At 59.0% G+C, this 22,607-nt stretch carries 34 protein-coding genes; 32 read left to right on the top strand and 2 right to left on the bottom strand.

What is annotated here, in order from left to right; genetic code table 11:
- The first annotated feature begins 310 nt into the window (after positions 1-310).
- From ACVOLQ_RS02055 to ACVOLQ_RS01900, 32 genes are all read left to right on the top strand, one after another.
- Positions 311-580, top strand: coding sequence for a DUF6959 family protein (locus ACVOLQ_RS02055; RefSeq protein WP_165713009.1), 270 nt, complete (start codon positions 311-313; stop codon positions 578-580).
- A gap of 397 nt (positions 581-977) precedes the next feature.
- Positions 978-1,391: a hypothetical protein gene (locus tag ACVOLQ_RS02050; protein WP_481526897.1), complete on the top strand. Its 414-nt coding sequence runs from the start codon at positions 978-980 to the stop codon at positions 1,389-1,391.
- 1,876 nt (positions 1,392-3,267) lie between these two features.
- Positions 3,268-3,708, top strand: a complete 441-nt coding sequence (locus ACVOLQ_RS02045; RefSeq protein ID WP_481526896.1) for a YbbD-related protein — start codon at positions 3,268-3,270, stop codon at positions 3,706-3,708.
- Positions 3,709-4,295: 587 nt separating this feature from the next.
- On the top strand, positions 4,296-4,448 hold the full coding sequence (locus ACVOLQ_RS02040) for a hypothetical protein (RefSeq protein ID WP_481526895.1): 153 nt from the start codon (positions 4,296-4,298) through the stop codon (positions 4,446-4,448).
- An 18-nt stretch (positions 4,449-4,466) separates the two neighbouring features.
- Positions 4,467-4,880 carry a hypothetical protein gene (locus ACVOLQ_RS02035; protein ID WP_481526894.1) on the top strand — a complete coding sequence of 138 codons (414 nt, stop codon included), beginning with the start codon at positions 4,467-4,469 and terminating at the stop codon, positions 4,878-4,880.
- A gap of 62 nt (positions 4,881-4,942) precedes the next feature.
- A complete protein-coding gene (locus tag ACVOLQ_RS02030) occupies positions 4,943-5,272 on the top strand; it encodes a hypothetical protein (protein WP_481526893.1) in 330 nt (109 codons plus the stop codon).
- A 117-nt stretch (positions 5,273-5,389) separates the two neighbouring features.
- Positions 5,390-5,857, top strand: coding sequence for a hypothetical protein (locus tag ACVOLQ_RS02025; RefSeq protein WP_481526892.1), 468 nt, complete (start codon positions 5,390-5,392; stop codon positions 5,855-5,857).
- A gap of 63 nt (positions 5,858-5,920) precedes the next feature.
- Complete coding sequence (locus ACVOLQ_RS02020; protein WP_481526891.1) at positions 5,921-6,193, top strand: CPCC family cysteine-rich protein; 273 nt, start codon at positions 5,921-5,923, stop codon at positions 6,191-6,193.
- 125 nt (positions 6,194-6,318) lie between these two features.
- The gene (locus ACVOLQ_RS02015; protein WP_481526890.1) at positions 6,319-6,909 is read left to right on the top strand and encodes a hypothetical protein; all 591 of its coding nucleotides are present in this window, start codon (positions 6,319-6,321) and stop codon (positions 6,907-6,909) included.
- A gap of 126 nt (positions 6,910-7,035) precedes the next feature.
- Positions 7,036-7,488, top strand: coding sequence for a hypothetical protein (locus ACVOLQ_RS02010; RefSeq protein WP_481526889.1), 453 nt, complete (start codon positions 7,036-7,038; stop codon positions 7,486-7,488).
- Positions 7,489-7,563: 75 nt separating this feature from the next.
- The gene (locus tag ACVOLQ_RS02005) at positions 7,564-7,833 is read left to right on the top strand and encodes a hypothetical protein (protein WP_313173200.1); all 270 of its coding nucleotides are present in this window, start codon (positions 7,564-7,566) and stop codon (positions 7,831-7,833) included.
- 131 nt (positions 7,834-7,964) lie between these two features.
- Positions 7,965-8,297 carry a hypothetical protein gene (locus ACVOLQ_RS02000; protein ID WP_481526888.1) on the top strand — a complete coding sequence of 111 codons (333 nt, stop codon included), beginning with the start codon at positions 7,965-7,967 and terminating at the stop codon, positions 8,295-8,297.
- A gap of 165 nt (positions 8,298-8,462) precedes the next feature.
- Positions 8,463-8,894 (top strand): hypothetical protein, encoded by a 432-nt coding sequence (locus tag ACVOLQ_RS01995; RefSeq protein ID WP_481526887.1) that lies wholly within the window; start codon positions 8,463-8,465, stop codon positions 8,892-8,894.
- 705 nt (positions 8,895-9,599) lie between these two features.
- Positions 9,600-9,734 (top strand): hypothetical protein, encoded by a 135-nt coding sequence (locus ACVOLQ_RS01990; RefSeq protein WP_481526886.1) that lies wholly within the window; start codon positions 9,600-9,602, stop codon positions 9,732-9,734.
- 57 nt (positions 9,735-9,791) lie between these two features.
- A complete protein-coding gene (locus ACVOLQ_RS01985) occupies positions 9,792-10,169 on the top strand; it encodes a hypothetical protein (protein ID WP_481526885.1) in 378 nt (125 codons plus the stop codon).
- A 56-nt stretch (positions 10,170-10,225) separates the two neighbouring features.
- Positions 10,226-10,495: a hypothetical protein gene (locus ACVOLQ_RS01980; RefSeq protein ID WP_481526884.1), complete on the top strand. Its 270-nt coding sequence runs from the start codon at positions 10,226-10,228 to the stop codon at positions 10,493-10,495.
- Positions 10,496-10,795: 300 nt separating this feature from the next.
- Positions 10,796-11,335, top strand: a complete 540-nt coding sequence (locus ACVOLQ_RS01975; protein WP_481526883.1) for a hypothetical protein — start codon at positions 10,796-10,798, stop codon at positions 11,333-11,335.
- A gap of 533 nt (positions 11,336-11,868) precedes the next feature.
- Positions 11,869-12,171 (top strand): hypothetical protein, encoded by a 303-nt coding sequence (locus ACVOLQ_RS01970; RefSeq protein WP_481526882.1) that lies wholly within the window; start codon positions 11,869-11,871, stop codon positions 12,169-12,171.
- 238 nt (positions 12,172-12,409) lie between these two features.
- A complete protein-coding gene (locus ACVOLQ_RS01965) occupies positions 12,410-12,670 on the top strand; it encodes a hypothetical protein (protein ID WP_313173207.1) in 261 nt (86 codons plus the stop codon).
- 85 nt (positions 12,671-12,755) lie between these two features.
- Positions 12,756-13,157, top strand: a complete 402-nt coding sequence (locus ACVOLQ_RS01960) for a GFA family protein (RefSeq protein ID WP_313173208.1) — start codon at positions 12,756-12,758, stop codon at positions 13,155-13,157.
- Positions 13,158-13,229: 72 nt separating this feature from the next.
- Entirely contained in the window at positions 13,230-13,802 is a 573-nt protein-coding gene (locus ACVOLQ_RS01955) for a hypothetical protein (RefSeq protein WP_481526881.1), read from the top strand.
- A 184-nt stretch (positions 13,803-13,986) separates the two neighbouring features.
- Positions 13,987-14,358, top strand: a complete 372-nt coding sequence (locus ACVOLQ_RS01950; protein ID WP_481526880.1) for a hypothetical protein — start codon at positions 13,987-13,989, stop codon at positions 14,356-14,358.
- Between the two features lie 135 nt (positions 14,359-14,493).
- On the top strand, positions 14,494-15,105 hold the full coding sequence (locus ACVOLQ_RS01945; RefSeq protein ID WP_481526879.1) for a demethoxyubiquinone hydroxylase family protein: 612 nt from the start codon (positions 14,494-14,496) through the stop codon (positions 15,103-15,105).
- 63 nt (positions 15,106-15,168) lie between these two features.
- On the top strand, positions 15,169-15,681 hold the full coding sequence (locus ACVOLQ_RS01940; protein WP_481526878.1) for a hypothetical protein: 513 nt from the start codon (positions 15,169-15,171) through the stop codon (positions 15,679-15,681).
- A 446-nt stretch (positions 15,682-16,127) separates the two neighbouring features.
- Positions 16,128-16,559 (top strand): T6SS immunity protein Tdi1 domain-containing protein, encoded by a 432-nt coding sequence (locus tag ACVOLQ_RS01935; protein WP_481526877.1) that lies wholly within the window; start codon positions 16,128-16,130, stop codon positions 16,557-16,559.
- 66 nt (positions 16,560-16,625) lie between these two features.
- On the top strand, positions 16,626-16,949 hold the full coding sequence (locus ACVOLQ_RS01930; RefSeq protein WP_481526876.1) for a hypothetical protein: 324 nt from the start codon (positions 16,626-16,628) through the stop codon (positions 16,947-16,949).
- Positions 16,946-17,419 carry a hypothetical protein gene (locus ACVOLQ_RS01925; RefSeq protein ID WP_481526875.1) on the top strand — a complete coding sequence of 158 codons (474 nt, stop codon included), beginning with the start codon at positions 16,946-16,948 and terminating at the stop codon, positions 17,417-17,419. The genes ACVOLQ_RS01930 and ACVOLQ_RS01925 overlap by 4 nt, the downstream gene beginning before the upstream one ends.
- Before the next feature lie 40 nt (positions 17,420-17,459).
- Positions 17,460-17,864 carry a hypothetical protein gene (locus tag ACVOLQ_RS01920; RefSeq protein ID WP_481526874.1) on the top strand — a complete coding sequence of 135 codons (405 nt, stop codon included), beginning with the start codon at positions 17,460-17,462 and terminating at the stop codon, positions 17,862-17,864.
- A complete protein-coding gene (locus tag ACVOLQ_RS01915) occupies positions 17,818-18,525 on the top strand; it encodes a hypothetical protein (RefSeq protein ID WP_481526873.1) in 708 nt (235 codons plus the stop codon). Before ACVOLQ_RS01920 ends, ACVOLQ_RS01915 begins: the two co-directional genes overlap by 47 nt.
- A gap of 354 nt (positions 18,526-18,879) precedes the next feature.
- A complete protein-coding gene (locus ACVOLQ_RS01910) occupies positions 18,880-19,260 on the top strand; it encodes a VOC family protein (protein WP_313173218.1) in 381 nt (126 codons plus the stop codon).
- A 386-nt stretch (positions 19,261-19,646) separates the two neighbouring features.
- A complete protein-coding gene (locus tag ACVOLQ_RS01905) occupies positions 19,647-19,997 on the top strand; it encodes a hypothetical protein (RefSeq protein ID WP_313494251.1) in 351 nt (116 codons plus the stop codon).
- A gap of 61 nt (positions 19,998-20,058) precedes the next feature.
- Positions 20,059-20,799: a hypothetical protein gene (locus ACVOLQ_RS01900; protein ID WP_481526872.1), complete on the top strand. Its 741-nt coding sequence runs from the start codon at positions 20,059-20,061 to the stop codon at positions 20,797-20,799.
- Positions 20,800-20,901: 102 nt separating this feature from the next.
- Here ACVOLQ_RS01900 and ACVOLQ_RS01895 read toward each other — a convergent pair whose 3' ends face one another.
- Both ACVOLQ_RS01895 and ACVOLQ_RS01890 read right to left on the bottom strand, forming a co-directional pair.
- On the bottom strand, positions 20,902-21,441 hold the full coding sequence (locus ACVOLQ_RS01895; protein WP_481526871.1) for a pseudouridine synthase: 540 nt from the start codon (positions 21,439-21,441) through the stop codon (positions 20,902-20,904).
- Between the two features lie 151 nt (positions 21,442-21,592).
- Positions 21,593-22,450 carry a class I SAM-dependent methyltransferase gene (locus ACVOLQ_RS01890; protein ID WP_481526870.1) on the bottom strand — a complete coding sequence of 286 codons (858 nt, stop codon included), beginning with the start codon at positions 22,448-22,450 and terminating at the stop codon, positions 21,593-21,595.
- Between the last annotated feature and the right edge of the window lie 157 nt (positions 22,451-22,607).

Below are 22,607 nucleotides of genomic sequence, written 5' to 3'. Positions count from 1 at the left end.
GCAACATCAGCAAGTCACCGGTCGGCTCCGGGTAGCAGCACCAACTGTTATTGGCATCGGCAAGCTCGTCATTTCGTCTTACGCTTCACTGCCCCACCGCAATCATTTCATCGCACTCCGGCGGCTACGCGCGGCAAGGTTTCCCAGGCAAGCTCCACCCCACAAGCTGTGGCATGATCGGCTCACGTTGGGTTGCACAAGCAAGGCAGCATTGGCCCGGGGAGCGGTAAGTGGCCACAGCCGCCTAACAATTCATTCAAGCCGAACTCGCTTCGCGAGTCGGCTTAATTCCAGAGTTAGGCATCAGATCATGCGCATCGAGAACGTCGAGATCTACTCAGACCAATCGAATATGCCCGTTGTCCGGCATCCTGGTCGCAAGTTCCCGGGATTGCTTGTGCAAGGCGACACTCTTCATGCGCTATGCGTCCAGACTGCCGTGGCGCTCTCAGATAGTCCTGCCGCAGTAGATGAGCTTCGTGATCTACACGGCACCCTGCTCGCCATGCTTGAGCACTATAAGTCCGTACTCGATGAGCATCAGATCAGCCTCCCTTTCGCGGAGACGCCGGATGCCTAACAGTTCATTCAAGCCGAACCCGCTTCGCGGGTCGGCTTAATTCCGGAGTTAGGCGGCAGTGGGTTGGGTTGGCTGGCCCCTCTTCTTTCGGCAGCAACATCGGCAAGTCACTGGTCGGCTCCGGGTAACAGTCCCAACTGTGCCTGGCAGCGGCAAGCCCGCCACTTCGCCTTACGCTTCACCGCCCCACCGCAACCATTTCATCGCACTTCGGCGGCTACGCGCGGCAGGGTTTCCCAGGCAAGCTCCACCCTGCAAGCTGTGGCATGATCGGCTAGCGTTGAGTTGCACAAGCAGGGCAGCATTGGCCCAGAGTCGGTAACTGGCCACAGCCGCCTAACAGTTCATTCAAGCCGAACTCGCTTCGCGAGTCGGCTTAATCTCAGAGTTAGGCGCCGTGAGATCCATCCACTACCTAGTTATCGCAACCCTCGCTCTATTATTCGGATCGCTCTCGGCTTCTGCCGAAGGCCCAGAAAAAGCTGAGACCGTTTCCATCGTCCAGCTCCTCGCAAATCCCGAAAAGTACGAGGGCAAACTAATCAGCGCACGCGGATTTGTACGCCTCGAGTTCGAGGGGAATGCCATATACCTGCACAAGGAAGACTATGAGCAGAGCCTCTACTCAAACGGACTCTGGCTCAACGCCAAAGACTGCAAACGCGTCGACGGCCAAGAATTCGACACTGGCTACGCTTGGGTCACAGCACACTTCACGGCAAGGCACCACGGCCACATGGGGCTGTGGTCTGGTGCACTTGAGGATGTTCGAGACTGCAGTGAGTGGCCGCCTTACCGGGCTGGCACCTAACAGTTCATTCAAGCCGAACCCGCTTCGCGGGTCGGCTTAATTCCGGAGTTAGGCGCGATGACCACTGCTACGCAGAGAGAAATGCGGAAGTCCGACCTAGCCGTTCTGGCAGCACTTGTAGCACTCGCCATCGCAGGAATCTTATTTAGGGATGCAATTGGGCTGATTGGATTCCTTGTTCTTCTAGTCGCCGCGCTGATACAACTAGTACGAGTCCTTTTCTTCATGGGAAGCCGAAAGAAACTTAAGGATTTATGGGAGGCGCTTCGAGATGCAATCTGGGGACTTTGAGTTCACAAGCAGCATGGCTTTCGCGCCTAACAGTTCATTCAAGCCTACGCCGCTTCGCGGCGCGGCTTAGTTCCAGAGTTAGGCATGACAAGAGTCCTTCCGATCGCCGTTGTCCTGAGTCTTGCACTCACCGCCTGCGGGAGCCAGGCGGGCATTCCCCTCGATCATGGGTGGGCGCCACCTGGCGCTTGTGTGTTTGTGGGCAACCGGGCCGACAAGCATTACTGCGCTACAACATCTACGCAGCTACTCTCCAATCCCGATGTATATGACGGCCAATTGATACAAGTTGCCGGCATCGTCGTGGCTTCATCCGATGGAGGTGATGCCTACTTGTTTCTCACTCGTGAAGCATTCGATGGAGGAGAACCTTACGGCACAGTCAATTTGAAAGGTCCGGACGCGCTTGCTCTAGCGAGGTTTGCTCATCAGTCGAACTCCATTCATACACCTGTCCAAGCTCGGGTTTCTGGCAGGTTTCGTCTTTACGGTCTGGCGCCTGATGGCTCGAGAGTCGCCCAAGGTGGGAACGATACTTTTCGCTTTGGAGCTATCGATGAAATCGAATGGCGACCCTAGAGAGGAAGGAAAACAGGTGGGTAGAGTCGGATCTTTCCATCCATTCTCAGCATGGCATCTGATCAATCATGCCTAACCGTTCATTCAAGCCGAACCCGCTTCGCGGGTCGGCTTAACTCAGGCGTTAGAGCTCATGGACACATCGTCGTTAGCCAAGAATCTTCTCCCCCAACCTGACCTTTCTTTTGGCATAGGTGGCATAGGGTTCTTCTCACTTGCCGCGCTAACCGAAGAACAGAACGGGTACGAAGGGCCTGACTGGAATCAGAGTTGGCTCGTCTTAGCCAGAGAAACCGCATGTGGCGACCCGATCTTCATTGATCAGTCCCAGGCATCATTGCCGGTGTATACCGCCATGCATGGCATGGGCTACTGGGAGACCACCCCAGTCGCGGTTCCTGGCATCAATTCTTGGCCGCCCTCAAGTTCGTTCGTCCTTACACAAGGCGCAGAGAGCATCCCGTTGGGCTGGAGGAGAACCCACTTACGGCGGAGGAACAGCTTGCTCTTAAAGTCGGCTTATCCAACATCCTTGGCTCACCGGTTCCAACTTTCTGGGACTCACTACTGGCGCCGTATGAGCCCTAACAGTTCATTCAAGCCGACCCCGCTGCGCGGGTCGGCTTAATTCCGGAGTTAGGCCGCCAACGATATCAATGCACACGACTCTTGCTTTCTTACCGCTCTTATATAGCCCCGCCCTGACTGCCGCGAGGTTCGATCCAGAGCCCTTGGGCATGATTCAGGCCGAGGTTGGTCAAGCTTGCAAAGTAGTACCGATCGAATCCACTCTTTCACTCGCCGGAAACAATGGGCTCAGGATAGAACGATGGAATGCAAGGACATGCAAAGGTCTAGCTACATATGGGGCCTCGTACCGTCGTATGCAGTTCTTTCCCGGCCATGACACTCCGTATGCAATTCGTCGCATCGAGTAGCAGTACGCGGCCTAACAGTTCATTCAAGCCGAACTCGCTTCGCGAGTCGGATTCCGGAGTTAGCGGGCATGGGGAAATTGTCGAAAACTGTCGTTTTCTTGGCAGCAGCTTTGGCAGGCTGCGACAGCATTGATGTCGCGGAGACTTCATACCCCGACATGGCGGCAGCAGCTTCGCGCGGCGGCATTTCAAGTGGCTGGATTCCCGAGTGGCTCCCCGCCAGTTCAACTAATCTTCGCGAAATCCATAACATCGACACAAATGAAAGCGCCCTAGCATTCAACATCACAAACAGCGGTAGCTGGCGTCCACCCAATCAATGCCAGGCTGTCCTGGCGGCTGCAGTTGTCCCATCACGATATCGTCAGCCTTGGTGGCCGGACCCGGTCGAGCTAAGCCGCTCGTATACGTTCTATAGTTGCCCAAGTGATGTATCACCCACCTCCATGTTTGTTGGCATTCACAAAGGGGGCGCCCGCGGAGTGCACTGGCGCGTCTCTGCCCGCTAACAGTTCATTCAAGCCGAACTCGCTTCGCGGCGCGGCTCAATTCCAGAGTAAAGCCCTGCATGAAAGACTCCTGCGAACCTGAGATTACTTTCGCTGCTGCGAGGGCGCTTGCATCCAACAATTGCAATCAGCTCTCAGACGATCACATGGAAGCAGAGCACTGCTGGATATTCTTTAGCCTCAACCGCGGCGATTGGGCCACTGCCGTATCACGGCACGGCCGCGTAAGCTCGGTGTACGATTTGCGGGATGACCCACAGAAGATGCGGGACTACTTGTCCATGTTTTCTGCGTACTGTTCTGGCAACAGAGAGGTTACGGATGGGTTACTGCAGGACTTCATGCGCAAGTACTATCCCGCCGGGACCTGATAGTTAACCCAAGCCGACGCCGCTTCGCGGTGCGGCTTGTTTCCAGAGCCAAGCGTCGTGTCGAACAATTCACTGATCACCAGAATTGAGTCCGTACTTGCGTCGGTGAGAGCTCGGCAGAGCACCGCGCAATGCCTCGCTCGAGCCATTCGGAACAACGGTCGCGCATTGGAACTGATGCCGTACCCTCTCATTCGGGAGCTGGAGGACTTGGCGATGGATCTGGACATTGCGGCCTGGCACGACGAGGATGGTTTTCTGCCCGATCTGGGTTCCATTCTTCCCCGGGTTGATGCGTGGTTGCGCCAGATCCCACGAGAAGCCGCTAACAGTTCATTCGAGCCGAATCCGCTGCGCGGGCCGGCTTGATTCCAGATTTGCACACGTATGAAGATTCGCAGTGGTCGGCCCAAGAAATGGAAGATTGCGGCGGCTGAGTCGGCGCTGGCCAATGGAGACGCTGCAACAGCTTTGTCGCATCTCGCGAGGAGTTGTTTTGGTGCGGCGTACGACACCGGGTATCTGGAGCTCCTGGGCCGTGCACTCGCCATGGATGGGCAGACCGAGAATGCGGGACGTTTCTTTTTTGTTTCCGGCGCTAGAAATCCGGAGTATTTGGCTGCGATAGCGCTATTTCTTCATCGTCATCACAATCCAACTAGTCACTATCGACTTTTGTCGCAACTTCCCATACGCATGCGTTCCATCAGCCATATAGATCACTTCCCATCCGCCGTCTCAAATGAGCTCAGGCTACTCGGATGGCCTGACTGCATCGCAAGGCCAGTGAAAGATGCCTAGCGTTTCACTGAAGCCGACACCTCTTCGCGGCCCGGCCCAGCTCCGGAGCCAAGCCACTCAACATGCCCATTTATCTCCTCGAATTTTTCTTCGACCCCGGTAGTGGAGCCTGCCTCTGGTCGGGAAATGACGCCACCAAGGATAAGTGGGGGTACTGTGTCGAAGCGCACCTTCTCCCTTTGCCGGAGAATACATGGCGTTTCACCCACCACCTGTGCAGTTGGTACGACACGGGCATTGACTGGACATATCCGCCTGACCCATCGCCATGGGAGGCGGCGGAGCGGGACCGATTCAATGTCGCGGCGTTGCGATTCCTGGAGATGCTGCGCGTTCAACCCGGCCCCGACTTCGAAGTGATTGATCGCTCAGCTACTTCGGCCGCAACCTGACGGCCAATCCAAGTCGACTCCGCTTCGCGGCGGCCCGATTACGGTGTTACAGGCGGTAGATGGTTCGCTCTACACTATTGGTCATTGTTTTCTTTCGCTTCCTTTTTTGGAGCTGACATGCCGCCTGAAGTAAAAAAGCTGCAAGACGCCATAGAGTCCATTCCCGGAATTACCGATGCGAGAATAGGCAAGGCGGATCTGAGTGACATTCCGGAAAGTGATTTCAGCCTTCCTCCCTACGGGGACCTTCCCCTCGGCTCGCTAAGGCGTACCAAGGGCGGATTGGCCAGCGAGCTTGTTGTATCGGCAAATTTCGGTATCACCCGAGACAGCAAAGGCCTCAATGCACTTGAGTTCATCTCGTGGTGGGTACGCGACGCGGCGCGTGGTGGCGAGCCGATGCAGATCAGGAGCCTCGCTCTTCCGCCCATCGGAGATCAGTTTGGTACAACGCTTCGGTTCACCATCGACTACTTCCATGCGGATCCAGGGGAAGATGTCGGCAAACTGCTCTCCAGGATCGGGAAGCTTGCTGATGATCTCAACAGCTCAAAGCACTCGTACCCCGATGCAATTGCCCCCTGAAAGACTAGTCAAGCCGACGCCGCCATGCGGCGCGGTGCAGTTCCGGAGCCGGAGTTCACCCTGATGGAAGTTCTTGTTCAGTGCGATTGCTGTGATTACTTCAGCATCCCGGGCGGCCACGACTACGAGATTTGCCCGGTCTGCTTCTGGGAGCAGGATGCCTTTGGCGTTTCAGACCCTGATGCATCTTCGTGCGCAAATCACGGACTCTCACTTCACGAAGGGCGTGCGAACTTCATCGCACTCGGCGCTTGCGCTGCCAGCTTCACAAACAAGGTAGTTTCTGTATCTGCACGTAGGGCATATCATCATGTGGCGCGCCTCATCCAGCGTTGACAGCCATTCAAGTCGGACCTGCTCCACGAGTGGAGAGTTCACGCCCACTGGCTCCGGATCCCAGCCGCGCCGGCCGCTCCAGTCGCAGCCACTGCGCCGAGAAAATCGGCTGCGGAGTAAGCCCCATGAATGAGATCATCCGCCGTCTGGATCGTGCGTCCAGCAACGCACTGAGGTCCCTGCTTGGCTTCAGGATCCAGACGCTATTGAGTGACAGCGCCGACATCACGTTCGGCAGCTCTGCCATCGAAGTCATGTCTGTATCAGTACAGCTTGGCCTGAGAAATTTCCTCATCCTTCAAAGCGCCTGGGGAGATACGCCAAAGGAATGGTTGAACTACCATTGTCTCAGCGCACGATTCTCCGAAGCACCGCGTGGCATCACGTACAAATCGAATCCGCAAGCGAACGAGACCAGCTACTGCAAAGACCATCTGGAATTCCATCTCGGTGCAGCGGCCTCGATTGCAAGCATCGATGTCCTGGAAGCCCGCGAGATAGGTGATATGGAGTCGGTCATCTACGATGCAGGCGTTCTTATCACACGCGTAGATGGCATGAGGCTCTGCGTCGTACGTGCGGAATCCAACATTGGGGCCTTGCGTATTGTCCATGACCCGCGTGAACTCGAGGAAGTGACGGATGGCTTGCGCGTGAGGATACGATTTGCAGCCAACGATTCAGTCAAGCCGACCGTGCTTAATGGCGCGACCTGATCCTGGCCTTTGACTTCCCGCGACCCGCAGGCAAGATGAGCGCGTCACCTGATCATGCACTCAAGCTACGTCCGTTTCGTGGCTCACCCCAACTCTGCCCTCCCCCCGGACCGCGCGAACAAGGCCATGCAGAACTTCACACCGTGGTTCCCGATCGAACACGTTCCGGTCTTTCTGGCAGGCGTATTTGTCGTTCAGCATTTGGCCGGTGCAATGACCCTCATCTGCGATGGCGACTTTGGAGACGGCAAGCTGCTGGTGCTTCGCTTCGAGCGGTTTGAAGCCGTCAGCATCCATGAGGAATTTGCGCATCCGTGGCCTGGTGAGTCTGGAGATCGATTGCTCCCGAAGTCGCCAGGAACGTCGTGGACGTTTCCATTTCTGAAGGTTGAGAATTCACTCTGGGCAGCAAACTCCGTGCAGGCGATCACCTTCGCTGATTCCCCGCACCACTACTGCATCATTTCCGGCAGTGATATCGTGGATGTGCTTTCCCTCGAACCGCCGCAGGTGACGTGGACCACCTCTGCGGAGGCAAGCTTCGTCATGGACGCGATTGGGAGGCTCGGCGCAGTTTGAGAGTCGTCCAACCCGGCCACCGCTTCGTGACTGCGGATCGCCCCGGACATCATGCCCCCAAGGAACGGTACTTGAATGGCCATCACGCAGGAACAAGTGCTCGCATTCGCTGTCCATGAGATCCGGCTTCTACTCGCCCATCATCTTGGCTCTGGAGACAGCCAGGATCCGGCGGTCAAAGCCGCTGCCCATCTGTCATATGCGCTGCACAACCAAGCTGCCACCGTCCTGGAAGGCGGCAGGTTTGATCCGCAGCAAGCCACGCGGGCTCTGGCCGCAGTAGATCAGATGCTGGCAAGCAACTTTGAGGCAAGGCTCACTCAGGCTGTACGCGATCAGGCATAACGGTATGCTCTGGTTTGCGCCGGTAAGCAACACTGAGTGATTCAGGACTATGCTTGCACCCATCAATTCACTACACACAGTCGACGTCGCCATCGACTGATCTGCAAACCAAGCGGCTAAGGAAGGTCGTCATGATGTTCATGATTGGACAAGGGGAGCGAATCGTCCCACTGGGCTCTCCAGAGCAGAAGTATTGTCCGGGCTGTGACCAGACAACAGACTTCCAGACGCAACTCAGATACAGGTTCGGCGAGTTTGATCTGCTTTTTGGCTTTGTCTACGCCAAGCGCTACCAGCTTGCCTGCACCCGCTGCAATCACGGCTGGATCCTGGATAGGAAAGCCGTTGAGCGGACGTACGGTAAAGGGCCAATTCCTGCTCGTCTCCGTTTCGGATTCGTGATTCTTCTCGGTGCGGTTGCAGCGCTGGGGGCGGCCGCTTACGTCATCACGACTTCCGCGTAACCGTTCGTCGGGACCTGCATCCAAGATGTCTCAGGCATGTCCAAGTGCAAGCAACATCGTTGGCATCACCAGCAACGCCGCCTGTTGTTGCGCATGTCCTCTATAGAGAGCTCTTTCAACACGTTGCTGCCTCGACCGGCAGCCTGATCAAGGACATCTACCACGATGACAAACAAGCGCGAACTCGGCCTCGGCACCCGCCTCGTTGGCTGGCTTTGGCTGCTCACAGCCCTGGTCATGCTGGCGATACTGCTGAAGGCGGGTTCTGGGTCAAAGCCAATCCAGTGGGTTCATGCCAGCTTTGTCTTTCTAACAGGCGTCGCGGGAATTGCTGCAGGCATCGCTACCGGACGTGGTCGCAGCTGGGGCGCGCGTGTACTGCTGTTCCTTTCCTGGACCGGCGTGATCTATTTCGTCGCTTGGGGTTTGGCTGGGGCGTTCCTCTCTGCCCTATCCCGCCTCCATCCGCTGATAGGCGTTGCTCCCCTGATCCTCATGGGCTTGCCGGCATACCTGTTTGCCGGCTTTGTAGTCACGCTCAGCCTGGGACTGCGAGCGGGCGCGCGGTCTGGCGGACGCTTGTCCAGCCCGGGCTGATGGCTTTTCAGGATGCGCAACCCCTACACTGGATGCTGAAACCCGGCAATTCTGGATGCGTTGCCGGCGCCGGTTGATGAGCTTTCTGGCCTGGTTACGGTTGCACGACCAAAGCAGACACAGCTTCGCGTAACAGCACAACTCACTACACGGGCGACGCATCACGGCTACTGGATTGGTGCCGGATATATCTTCAAGCGCTTCCAGGTGGCCAACCGGCCAGATGCCTGACAATCCTTCCACGTAGAAGCCGTTTCGCGGCTCGGCTCGACTCAGACGTTGGATCACGGAGGCCAGATGGGCAGTACCCACAGATTCATAGCGGATCCTACCGAACCCTCCGAAGTGCTGGGGTGGTTCCGCGCGCTAGGGCGAGCCCCTGTGGAGACTCCCTCTGAGCGGGGTGCGATCCTGTCTTTCCCTGACTATGGGCCGACTTCCTATCGCGCGGACGGATCCATTGACCCATTGGCGTCCCCGGTTGTCACCGTCTTTCTCCCCCGGATTAGGCGTGGTCAGCTGTGGACCGTTGGGGAGGTGCACTTTCTGCCGACACCACTCCGACAACGGTTTCCGGAGCTGCACAGGGTGAACTCGGCATTTGGCAAGTGGTTAAGCCGCCTGGAGTGTGTCCATTCAAACAAGAGATCCGACGGTCCCTACAACTACTATCTTGAAGGATCAGTGCGGAACCATGATTCACCTGTGTTCGCATTCGCGTCGGGGATGGCCGCCCTCCGCAATGGCCGCTATTTCATTGCAGATGACGATTCCGACGGCAGGCTCGATGCCCTGTACAAGGCGCTGCGGCTGCGGGGTGTCGCGTGTTCCGCGGCCTGAGAATTCACCCAAACCAACGCCGCTTCACGGCACGGCACAAACCAGGCGTCAACCATCATGTCCCATCGCCCTGTGCAGATCGTTGATACAAGACCGCCGACACCAGAGCAGATCGAGTTCCTGAACACGGCGGGCATGATCGGCTTCGGAATCACCGCCATTGCGTTCATATGCGTCGTGATAGCCGCTTCGCTGGTTGCGGCCAAAACAAGATTGCCCGGCCGCTTTGGTGTGCTGTCAAGTATCTTGTTACTGCTTACCTGGTGGATATTCGAGCAATCGATGGGCGGCAGCCTGGAGATGACGTTTGGTCCGCAAGCGCTTCTGGTGACCCCTATCGTGTTCGCGATATTCTCGACGATCTTCTCGTTCGGATTTGTGCGCATGTGCAGAGTATTCCTGATGCAAGCCCCGGCGCACAGGCACGAAAGCTGACGGTTGGTGCAGGCCAACATCACCTCGCAACGCGACTTGATTCAGGTGTCAAAGCAATGAAGCAGGTGTTTGGCAATCTGATGCTCGCGCTTCCGCCACTAGCCAGCTTTGTTGTTTGGCGGACCGGCGCATGGGCATTCGATTACTTTGGATGCCAGGACCTCGGCAAATCCATCGAGCCATGCATTGCATATGGTCACAACATCCAGGGCGTGCTTGGCATTTCGCTTTTCTGGGCTCCGCTTCTACTCTTGGTGTCGCTTCCGGTTTGCGGCTGGTTGCTGTTTGAGCGTCTTTTGCGCGGGCTCCACACCAATGGGAGCTAGCTGCTCACGCAACGTGGCCGGACGCACCTCAGGCGTCTATTCCCTTAGGCCATGCTCGAATAGCGCCCGCCTTTTAACGGCGGCCTTGCAAACAGGGTTCATGGCACCGTGTTCGATGAATCGACCGCCGGCCATGTTGCGCAAGGGCCTGGCCGACGACGCGCTCCTCATCCACAGTGACTGCAGTAGCGCACCACGCAGGCACCGATTCAAACGCGACGTCCTCCTTGCGGCAACACCCTGCTGGTCAGTCCGAAGCCAGTTGGCTGACTTGCCACAAACATCAGGTGAAAAGCACTCATGACCGCAGAAGCACGCAAGATCCCACTGGATATCGCCCATATCGTGCTGGAGACCTTCGACATTGGCCCAGACTCGCGCAAGTACCAACGATGGCGAACGGATGGTGGATTCGAAGCGAGTGACCTTGAGTCCGTACTGTCTGAAAGTCCCTTCATATTTGCGGTGGACTGGCGGGGATGGCTGCAGGAAGCCGTCGAGGACATGGCCGTTCAACTCGGTCGCCTGGACCTGGACCTCCACCATGATCTTGGCGAAGACGGGGACGAAGGACAGATCTCCGTACTCGGCCGATCAGCGCGCATCCGGTATAGCATCGAGCAGGACGATCAGTTCCCGGACGTTGTCGCCGCTGTGAACGATCTGATCTCCACCAAAGCCCACTACCGGATGTTTCGCTCATCCATCGACACTGATGGATGGTGGTTTGGCGTATTGCCAAACAGCAAATGGCATGAACTTGATGTGGCGGCTGCCGGCGCCGTAGAACTGATGTTTGTCCAGGTATCGCCACTCGGCGATTCGATCGGCCCCAACTAGCTTGGTGACCGCGTCCTGCGGTTCAACCCGACGCGTCGGGGCACCGAAACGGCGATGCGCTTGGTCGTCCTTTCCGTTTCATTCTCGCCGGCTGCCGGCGTCTCGCTTCGCAGGTCAAAGCCACTTTCAGACTCCGACCTTGCAGAGATGCAAGCTGCTGGGATGCCCATTCTGCCGCACGGTTCTACGGACATTGGGCATCTATGCGGGGCTCCCGGAAGAATGGAGAGGTGCTGGGCCCTGTTGCCTTGCACGTCGATCCCATCAAGTGGTGCAAAGAAGCGACCGAACCAGAAACCTTCGCTATCGCTGAGGCTCGTCCGCTTGTCTCATGGATTACTTTCGGTGATCACGAAGATTCCAAGCGTGCAGCGCTTTCCGAGTGGGGTGGAAGGCGATAGTTCGGGGTGCTGCATTCACAAGCCATGATTGGTCAGTTGCGATGGGCCCGTCTTCCAACGAACCCGTCAGCCATGCATGACGTCGGTCAACCCTGGATTGATAAGCCAGCTGGCGTGATTCAGGATAGCCGCATGACCGACCCCCAGCGTATCGAGCACCATCTGGCAACCCGGTTTGGTTTCGACCAATACCAGGCTTGGCGCCATGCAACAGAGAACCGCACAGAGATCTCAAACAGTATTCGATGTGCATGCTTCTTCTGCTTCGCCGACTTCGCCCCTGACGCAATCATTCGTTGGATGGACGGCGGCCAGACCGCGTGCTGCCCAGCCTGCGGTACCGGCAACACAGTTATCGGCTCTGCCTCCGGATTGCCCATGAATCAGGATTTCCTTGAGCTTGTCCACGCCCATTGGTTCCAGGCTGCGCCCTGAGCATTCATTCCAGCCTCACCCGGCCTGCGGGATGGCGTCACCTGGATATCCCGTCCATGGAAGAGATCAGCCAACGATCTGGACGGCAGGCACAGGGTACGGTGGCACTGCTGCTAGGTCGCAACCTCCATCTGGCCCAGAATCGAGACAGCGCCTGCCAGCTAGGACACGATGCCGGTACGTCTGACCAGCGAGCTCACAATCCTGGATGCCAACCCGCCCACCCTCAGAAAATCTGATGAACAATCTTTGTTACGCAATCATTGGCGCGGCATGCTTCCTCGAGCAATCGAGTGAAGCCCTGGTCGACCCTGATGCAGCCATTGCTGCATTGGAGGAGATGGCCGCAGCCCTGCAGGCCGCTACGCTTCCAGAGAAAGCTGCATTCATCACCACCTGCCAGTCCGAGGCCATCCGCCTGCGCGCGGCTGGTGCGTTGCACTCCAGTACCTTTGTTGCCGAGCTACCTTCCACCATGGGCCTTTCCATGGTGCCGTGACCATCCTCGCCATGTCTTTCGCGGGCGCCTGCAACGGTGACTCCAGGTGCCGCCGACTGCGAAGGCGATTCAAGGGAATCCTCCAATGCGCGATCAACACATGGGTGCGTGTCTATGCGGAGCCAACCAGTTTGAAGTTGAAGGTGCGTTCGAGAGCTTCTACCTATGCCACTGCACGCATTGCCAGAAGGACTCCGGCGCTGCGCACACCGCCAACCTGTTCTCGTCATCGGCAACACTGGTTTGGCGTTCCGGGGAGGGACAGCGGACCACCTACACACTACCGGGAACAAGGCATACCCGATCTTTCTGCGCCGCCTGCGGATCTGCCCTTCCCTATACGCTGGACGGCCTGCTCGTTGTTCCTGCAGGCGCCTTGACGACGGACGTTGATATCGCGCCGAGCGCGCATATCTTCGTCGCCAGCAAGGCCGGATGGGAGCGGAAGCTAGCCGAGACTCCGAGCTTCGATGGCTTCCCGATGTAAGGCTCACCTTGTAATCTGCCGGTCCGATGCTGCGGCACGATTCCGCCCACCTCCAACGCACTACAGTGATCGATGATTTCCGCCGAAGATGCAAGATCCACGGTTCTACGTCGCTGCGAGGAAAGCGCGCCAGGGGAACGGTTCGCCATCCAGTCCTGTGATCTTTCCCCACGCGGGGATTACTGGGTGGTGTGCTGCAACAGCGAGGACTATGTCGTCCACGGGACGCTCGATCGTTGTTATGTAGGTGTATCCGCGCACCTGGTCAGCGTGTCGTCCGGCGATGTCGAAACGGTTGGCAGCGCGCAATCCTGGATGGAGTACCTGCAGGACACGTACGACCTTTCGGCCGCGGCCGGCGCGCACTATGTGATCGAACCGACCTTTGACAGGACGGACAAAGCGGCGCTGATCAACCTCCGGCAAAAGCTGTCCTGCTCGATACCGGACGCAATTGCCATGCTCGCACCTGGGCGACGGCAATGGTTGACCGGCAATCGCCGTCTGCTACAGCGAACGCAGGAGATCCTTCGGGACAAGGGGATCGACACGGTTGTCGTTCTGCACCCAACGCCGCTGGCCGCGGCAACCATCGACGAGCGATCCTGGTACTGGGACGCGGTTGCATCGTTGTTGCGCCCCTGACCGGATGCTTGAACCGGGATCGGCGCCTGGATGCGGCGAAACCGATGCTACGACCAGGTGGAAAACAATGGACGAGTCATTTGCAACAGAACTGGAGAACATCCCCTGGTTCAATGACTGCGGGCAACCCCTCATCGCGCCCCTGCCATTCGACGCAGAACAGGTATCAGGCTGACCACAGGCGATGGATCTGTGCAGCAGCCAGGCCTGGGAGGATGCGACGCTTGATGCAAGGAATCGATTGACGGAGTTCCTGCACAGGCACCATCGCGACGCATATCAGCGCTGGAATGGAATCGCTGTTTCCGCCAAGGAGCGCGTTGTTTCGCGGTTGTGCGAGACCTCATGGCGCGCTTTCGCTGACAGGATGGGGCTCGGCAAGAGCCTGCTGGACGCAGCAAGCTGGGACGTCATCGCCGCGGTGATGGAACATGAGTACCGGAGCTGCAAGGGGCGTCCAGATTTCTTCCTGCAGCTCCTGCAAGTGTACCGGGCGGGGCATTTTCCCTGCGGGTGGCAGGGACGTTGGCCAGGCGGAAGGCTATTGGTGTGGTAGTTCGCACACCTGTCGATCATTGCGGGCGAGGTGGTCGCCGGACAGTCGTGTCGTTGCTTGCGGATTGCCGAAGCGCGATTGCGTCGAACTGACACAGGGTCCATGGGCTGGACGCCATGTCGCGCATGCGTGAACATGCCCAGCAACCGTCATCCAGCATGGCGGGTGCGGCTGATGGGTCGATCCGGCCCGCAGGTTGATGGTCATCCAGGGGTATTCGTGCAAGGTCCAGGCAAGGAAGTCGGCAATCGGATCATCAAGGTCAATCACGCCGGTGAACATGGCGCGGTGAACATCTACGCCGGCCAGATCTTGATGGCCCGGCTTACCGCGCCGGCGATGCTTGCGCAGCTGGCGGAGTTCCGCTCCCACGAGCAAGGACACCGGGCGATCTTCGCTGCCGAACTCCAGCGACGCGGCGTCGGCCGCTGCCGCAGTTATTGGCTCTGCGGCGCGGGAGGTTTTGCGCTGGGCGTGGTAACCGGCCTGCTGGGTACTGCTGCCATAGCCGCCACCACCGCAGCCGTTGAGGCGGTGGTGCTCAGGCACCTGGAGCAACAGCTGTCCGTGCTTGAGGGCCGGGACCCGTCCGCCATCGCGGTCATTTCGTCCATTGTCGCGGAGGAGCAGCAGCACCATGACCAATCACTTGACCACATCGGGCCTGGCGCCTTCTGGCCCAGGTTGCTCACCCCGATAGTGTCTGTGTCGACCGAAGCCGTCATATGGGCGGGCATGCGATTGTGAGCGGGTCCGCTGCGTTTCGGCGACACGTCCTTATGACGACACGCCACGTTGGGTGCCGACCGCATGATGGATGAGCTCCGCGAAGAACTGAACTGCCTCGCCATGGCGTTCTGGTGCGGAGTCGGCAATCCCGATGAGCTGGCACGCTGGGCGGACGCTGTCGTACTGGCTACGGATGAGCTCCATCCCCTCATCTGGGAACTGTATCCCCTCCCCGCGCCAGACCTGGCCGAGGGTCTCCTGCTGACGATGGCTGCAGACCTCAATGGCTTCCGGCCGGCATCCGTCGAGGCGGAACCTGTTGCTGCGGAGGTTCTACGCCGATCACTGAACGCCTTCACCGCCAGGGACATATCCGTCCAGGCATTGTGCAGATTGGTTGACCGGCTCGATATCCTGTTCAACGTGGAAATGGCCAGCGTCCCACGGCCACAACGGCTGGTCGCCGATGGCCGAGGGTGGCTGGGGGATCTCTACAACTGCTGTGATTGGTGCGATGACAGCTGGACACACGAGACGTCCGCGCACTTGCGCGATGAGGCGGTGCGCCTATCCCGCTTGCTGGGCAGCAAGTAGTTACAGCCTGGCGGGAGGCGCTGTTCGCGTTTGTCCCGTCGGATTCCGTGGAACCGCTATAGCTACAACTGGACACATGGCTGGAACAGATTCTCGCCATCGATCCGATGCGGTTCGAGAACGCATATCAAGGAATGCGACCCAATCCTACGATGCCAGCCCCGCGCTTGCCGGTGTTGCTACAAAGCACGCAGGACCCGTATGGCCGTGGAAAAATTCTGGAGCTTCTCGGTGAGCTGGGTGATCGCGCAGTCATCCCTGTGATATCCGCAGAGCAGGATCATCCCGGGCAACATGTTCGCGAAGGCGCCAGATATGCGCTGTCGGCCTTGGATCAGGGGATAATCTGGCAGCGTTGGTAGACGTCAACGATAGTCAGCCGACAGTGCATTCGGGTCGAACCCGCTGCAACCCCCCGCCCAGCTTCAACAGAAGGAACTCAGGAAGTGATCGCTATCGTCCAACAGGCGTGGTGCTGGACCGGGCTGGATGCTGAGCAGATCGTCGGGGAGAATGATTTCGGCAACCTGATGATCAAGGACCGGAACGGATGCTACTGGCGCCTTTGCCCCGAGGACCTGTACTGCGAGGCTGTCGCCGGAACCCGCGAAGCACTCGATCAACTGTCGCGCGATGCTGAGTTCGTTGAAGACTGGCAGATGCAGGGCCTGGTTGACGAGGCACGGGAACGCCTTGGCGCGTTGCCACCCGACTACAAGTACTGCCTCAAGATTCCCGGCGTGCTTGGCGGCGAGTACGGTGGCGACAATCTCGCCATGATGTCGCTGGCTGAGCTCATTGCCGCCTCCGGCCATCTCGCGCGGGAAATTTCGGGCCTGGAAGATGGCACCCGCCTCAGGATCGCTGCTGCTGACTAGCCTTCAACGCATTCGCGGAGCCAACCGGGAATAGGGGTAGGCTCGGCTCACGACCAGGTGCATGACATGAATCAAAGGGAGTTGGTGTCGAAGCTGATCAGGCCCCTCTGCGAGCTGGAAGCCACGGTTTCGCCGAAAGATGTGGTCATGGCCGCGTTGACGTGGCCCAGCCAGGGCTGGGTTGTGGGAGCGCTGGAGTGGCTTGAGCAAGGGGTGTTGATCGATGATGAGATCGCACGTTCCCTTGAATGGGTGGCCGGGAGAAAACACTACCTGCAGGGCACACGGCATAAAGCATTCGCCTTGGCCAAAAGGTGGCGCCGAGCACAAGCATGCGAACAACCCTTCGCACCTCACTCCGGGCAGAGCGCTGCCCAGCAGACGCCATGAACAAGCTATCCGCCCGCATGCACAGGTCACGCCATGCGCGCGCACCGCATCCCGTACTATTCGTTGATGAAACCCCGTCGCACGAATGGATCAAGGGAGTCGTCTGTGGCGCCGATGGCGTGGACAGCACAGACGGTCTCGTCCCGGCACAAGGGTGGTTGCAGGACGAGGGCGACGGCGAGCATGCATGGAAGCTACTGAGCCCACGAGAAGATCATTCTTCAACGATAGTCCCCATGCTGGTCTGCCCAGACGACATGGACATGAGCTGCACCGTGGCGGTGGTTGAGCAGATGGCTGGTGGTCAGAACATCTGCTGGGTGAGGACCGGCCGCGCGCTTGATGTTGTCAACGGCATCGTCACCTCCGTGGCATGGACAGCCCCAAGCCAGACTGCGGTGTTCAGCAGGGAAGAATTTGGCAACGCGGTCGCTGAGCTCAGAAGGCTGACAGATGAGGTTTGGAAGTGAACACGCAGAAGCATCGGAAAACCGATCCGGGTCTTCAGCCATGAAAGTGCGCCTGCTGGACCTACCCGACTCGGTCTGTACTACCGAGTCGACCTCCATCACCCGTGTCGTACACGACATGAAGACCTGCACGATCTTCCTCGTATCACACCCCTCCGGGCATCAAATAGAGATTTCCTTCGCGGGGGTGATTGGGGTGAAGATTCTTGATGAACGGGATTTCTCGATGTTCTGGCGCGCCAATATCGAGAAATATGAGGAACTGGATGGGGCGCTGGTTGCCCTGGTGCAATCAGGTGGATGGCGCGAGGAAGGGGAGATATCCGGCTCGTACGTCCCAACAGGTTTCTATGGCGAAGTATTTGAATACTTCGTCAGCGGTGACTATGAGTGCGTCAATGTTCTTTGCACGCAGCCACCAAGCTTTGGTGTGCGGTATGCATAAACATTCAGGCCCGTCACTTGTTTCCCGTGCCGCTCGGCTCCTGCGTCGATTGATATCCCACCGCGCTGACTTGCAGCGACCAGAGCCAGAACCGCAACCAGTGCTCGCTGGCTTGCAATGCGATTCGGCCAATGACCGCGTCAACTGGGTGGCCGCGGCAGTTGCCGACCCGGATGCATTCCGCGACCGCGCACGTATCGCAGCCAACGAACTTGGGCCGACGACAATCGAGCATCTTGCAACGCTGTTCCATGCGGAGCATTCCCCTCCTGCCCGGTACGCCATGCAGTTCCAAGGGCTTGGTGGCTGGATGACGGCCCGGCAGTTCGCCATCTTCGAGATCTTCTACAACTTTGGCGGCGACGCCATTCCCCTCCTGCAACGCGTTGCATACGGCGAGTACGACTGGACACAAGGGAATGCAATCGAGATCCTGTGCCGCCTGGCTGCTGACGGCGTGCAAGCTGAGCAGATAGTTGCCGGCCTTGCCGCGCACCTGCCGGCAATGCGCGAGGAAGCGCACTACTATGCGCTGGGCCCACTATTGAGCTACGCGCAGTCAAACCAGGCGTTGATGGAGGTGTTGTCGCAACTCCTCAGCGTCCCGGAGTTCAAGCAAAGTCATGATCATCTGGTTTCCTCGCAGAGCGCGGCCTTATGAGCCCTGCGCCGGAATCCGCTTTCCCTCTGCGCGGCCGGCGGCATGGGCCGCGGCGATCATCATGCGGTCACGATACGCGCGCCTCGATCGACCCTTCCGTGTTCCCGGACTCGCACCCGTGAGAAGCCTGCATATCCTTTCCTTCGTGTTGTTTGGAACTGCACTCTGCCTTTACATCGCTTCGTCGACGATGAGCAGCCTGGTACTTGGCGGCGTTGGAATCTGTATCGAAGCAATTGCATGGGTCGCCTCGTGGAAGGACGGGGGCACCCATGCTGCCAATCTGCGCAGCCCCAGCACCCTCCCACCCAAGCCGGTCCATGACCGCACATCCGTCGATCCAGGAGACTCCGCATGAAGCGCGTAACCGGCATTGGTGGCATCTTCTTCAAGTCGAGCGATCCCAAGGCGCTTTCCGCCTGGTACCGCCAGCACCTCGGCCTGGAGGTAAGCGATTGGGGCGGCGCGGTCTTTCAATGGGGCGGTGCCGATAGCCCGGCAGGTGCCACGCTCTGGAGTCCGTTTGCAGCCGATACCCACTACATGGCGCCATCCAGCGCGTCTTTCATGATCAATTTCCGGGTCGACGATCTGGACGCCCTCCTGCTCGCCCTGCGCGCGGAAGGCTGTGATGTCGTGGGTGAGCCGCAGCACTCCGAGCAGGGGAAGTTCGGCTGGGTAATGGACCCGGAAGGCAACAAGGTCGAGCTGTGGGAGCCGCCCGCGGGTCAGTAGGATTCACGCAACACCCCTTCTACACCTGACTCGCCAGCGGATCGCGACGTGCAACTTGCGATCCGCCCCATTCGGGACGTCAGCTTTCTGCGCAACCGTCCTGCATCGTCACTGGATGGCATCCAGTGCTGGTGTGCGCTGGAACACCTGTTATGCCCGGCATCGCAGCGGCGAGCAATCGCAGCGCGCTTACATGCCGCACCGGCGCCACCTCATGCCCAGTTGTAACAAGGTGATCCACCGAAACTCTCGTATTCTCTCGCCTCCAAAACAGCGGCGCGCTCGGCGACGTGTTCGCGTCGGCAAACGATAGCCGGCAACGCAACGTCTGCTCGCTGCGCTGCATCAGGTAGTCGCTTCAATCTGGCAGGCCACAGGAGAGTTCCATGCATGACGGGCACCGCTCCCGAAAAACCGGGTGCGCTGACTTTTGCCATCTCGATACGCGACAGAAGTGCGAAGCGGCAGTACGACGATATGAACTGACCTTGTTGCAGCTGATTCCCGAAGAGCTCGGCGGCAGCTGCGATGCCGACAATCTGGTGTTTGTGCCGCTATGGGTTGCGGACCAGAAACACAGGATAGACACCACTACCGTATTACCGATGATGCGCCTCGGAAAGCTCAACCGTTACTCGGCCAGGCCCATCTATCGCGGAAGGAGCTTTGTTCCCGCCGAAATCGCAATCCATGCACATGATCCAGCCGGCTTCGCCACCACCATAGATATCTGGTAACCACACCCGCACAGGCACGTGCGGCATCAGCACTGCAACTACGACAGACAAGGATGTAAGCATGGGTTGGGACATCAGCTATCACCCGATAGCGCACGACGAGGTTCGTTCGATCTACTTTGCTGGCCTGGAAGACCCACTTTTCCATCGTTCATTGGCGCAGCGCTTCGGCGTTGATGCCTTCTACACCGAGCAGCTACGCCTGCGCTTCGACGAAGCGCGCAAGATCGACCATGGCGTTTCATTTGCCAGGGGCCATGCCTACTACGTTGCGGTCATCCTTGGCTTCCTGCGGCAACACCATTACATCCGCGGCGGTGCATTCTCCTTCCTGTTGAAGGATGGGTTGATGGCCGGCTACGCGGGTGACTGGAAGCAGCTGGTTCCCGATCAATTTCAGCCTATGCATTTCGACAATCAGCTGACCCAGAACTACTGCGGCGGTGTCTATCTGCCACATGAAGACCTGAAGCGGCTGCGCGGCGACTATCACCGCGACCCACGGGTGCGCGCGCGGATGGACGATGTGTTCTCACACGGACGGCTGCGCATCTTCTGGCAGGCCCTGGATGCGGCCATCAGTGCCGGCATGGGCCTGGTCGAAGCGGCGGAGGTGGTTGAACCCAGTCCATTCAACCTCAAGGAGAGCCGCAGCATGTCCAACCTTTACAACTGTCATCCCGACGGCGCCCTGCTGTATGCCGAGGCCGCTGCACAGCAACTTGGCGAAGCCATTCGGGAGAATCGCGACAGGTTGCCCGTCAAGGAACCCGGCCTGCTGTCGCGGCTGTTGGGCAGATAGCTTCCGCGCGGTGACGCTCTCGACAAGGATGTGGGAGTGTCACCGCACCTGAAGGACAGGCGTCCACGCCCATGCTGCCGGCGCTATCACCGGCGACCGCACTCATCCCAGCTGGCGCCACTGCCCGGGCTGAAGCTCATCCAGGGCATACGGTCCCATCACTGCCCGCACCAGTCGCAACGTCGGCAGGCCAACCGCAGCCGTCATGCGCCGGACCTGGCGGTTGCGGCCTTCGCGCAAAGTGATTGCCAACCAGCTGTCCGGCACGGTCTTGCGGAAGCGCACGGGCGGGTCGCGCTCCCATAGCGGCGGGGCGGTGGCCAGCCGTTCAACCCGCGCCGGCAGGGTTGGCCCATCGTTGAGCTGCACGCCATCACGCAGCGCCTGCAGCTTTTCATCGGTAGGGGTACCTTCGACCTGCACCCAATATGTCTTGGCTTGTTTGTGCCGCGGGTCAGTCAGCCGATGGGCAAGATTGCCATCATCGGTGAGCAGCAACAGGCCTTCGCTGTCGTAGTCCAGACGACCGGCCGCGTACACGTTCGGCGGCAGCCCAAAGCCTGCGAGCGTGGCACGCGGCGGCTGGCTGCGGTCAGTGAACTGGCACAGCACGTTGAACGGTTTATTGAAGGCGATGAGCATTGCGACAGGTTTCTGCGAGGGGACTGGAGAGTTGCCACGCGCCGCAGATGCAGGCGGGACACCGCATGCCTGCAGAGCGCGGCCGCGTGCTGGTGCACGGCGGCCACGCATTGTCGCACTCCCCCATCGCCAATCCCCACTCCCGCGCCGCTTACTGCTTCACGAAGCGCAGCGTCATGCGGTCGCTTTCACCAATGGCCTTGTACTTGGCGGCATCGGCAGCGTCGTGGCTGTTGGACGGCGGCAGCGTCCATACACCCTTGGGGTAGTCCTTGGTATCGCGCGGATTGGCGTTGATCTCGCTGCTGCCGGCAAGCTTGAAGCCGGCCGCTTCGGCCATGGCAATCACCTGTGCCTGGCCGACATAGCCGCTGTTGTCATCGGCCGGCACGTCGGCCTTGGCGCGGTGCTCCACCACACCGAGGGTGCCACCTGGCTTGAGCACGTCAAAGAAGGCCTTGAACATGCCCTCGGCCTGGCCAGAAGAACGCCAGTTGTGGACATTGCGGAAGGTCAGCACGAGGTCGGCCGAGCCCGGTGCGCCCAGCACCGGTGCAGCCGGGTTGTAGGCGACCTCGGTAGCGCGGTCGAACTGGGCCGGGGATGCGGCGAACTTCTTGCTCAGGCCATCGCGTGAGCGCTGCTGGTAATCGCGACCGCCGCCCGCGGGCAGCGTCGCCGGATCCACTACCGCGGCCACGTACTTGCCATTCTCGCGCAGGTAGGGCGCGAGAATTTCCGAATACCAGCCACCCCCGGGGGTGATTTCAACGACGGTCTGCTGCGGCTGCAGGCCAAAGAACGCCAGGGTCTGCGCCGGATGACGGTATTCGTCGCGCAGTACATTGGCCGGCGTACGCCAGCTGCCAGCAATGGCAGCCTGCAGCTGCGATGACACCTGCGCATCGGCAGTGGCGTGGGCCGCATCATGGGCCAGCGCGGTACCGGCAGACAGGGTACTGGCGAGCGCCAGCAGACAGGCACACAGCAGCGGGGAATGCTTCTTCATGTCGGACTCCGGCGTTTGAAACGGCGAGACTAACATGCGTTTGCACGTGCAATGCAGGCTGCAATTGTTTACATCCCGTTAGCGCAGGAACGCCACACGGAACGCTGTTTTCACCACGCTGCCACGGAATTGGAACGCATGCCGTCTATGCTGTGGA

The sequence above is a fragment of the Stenotrophomonas sp. STEN031 genome (assembly GCF_056759975.1).
This window is presented reverse-complemented; position numbering and strand designations above follow the sequence as displayed.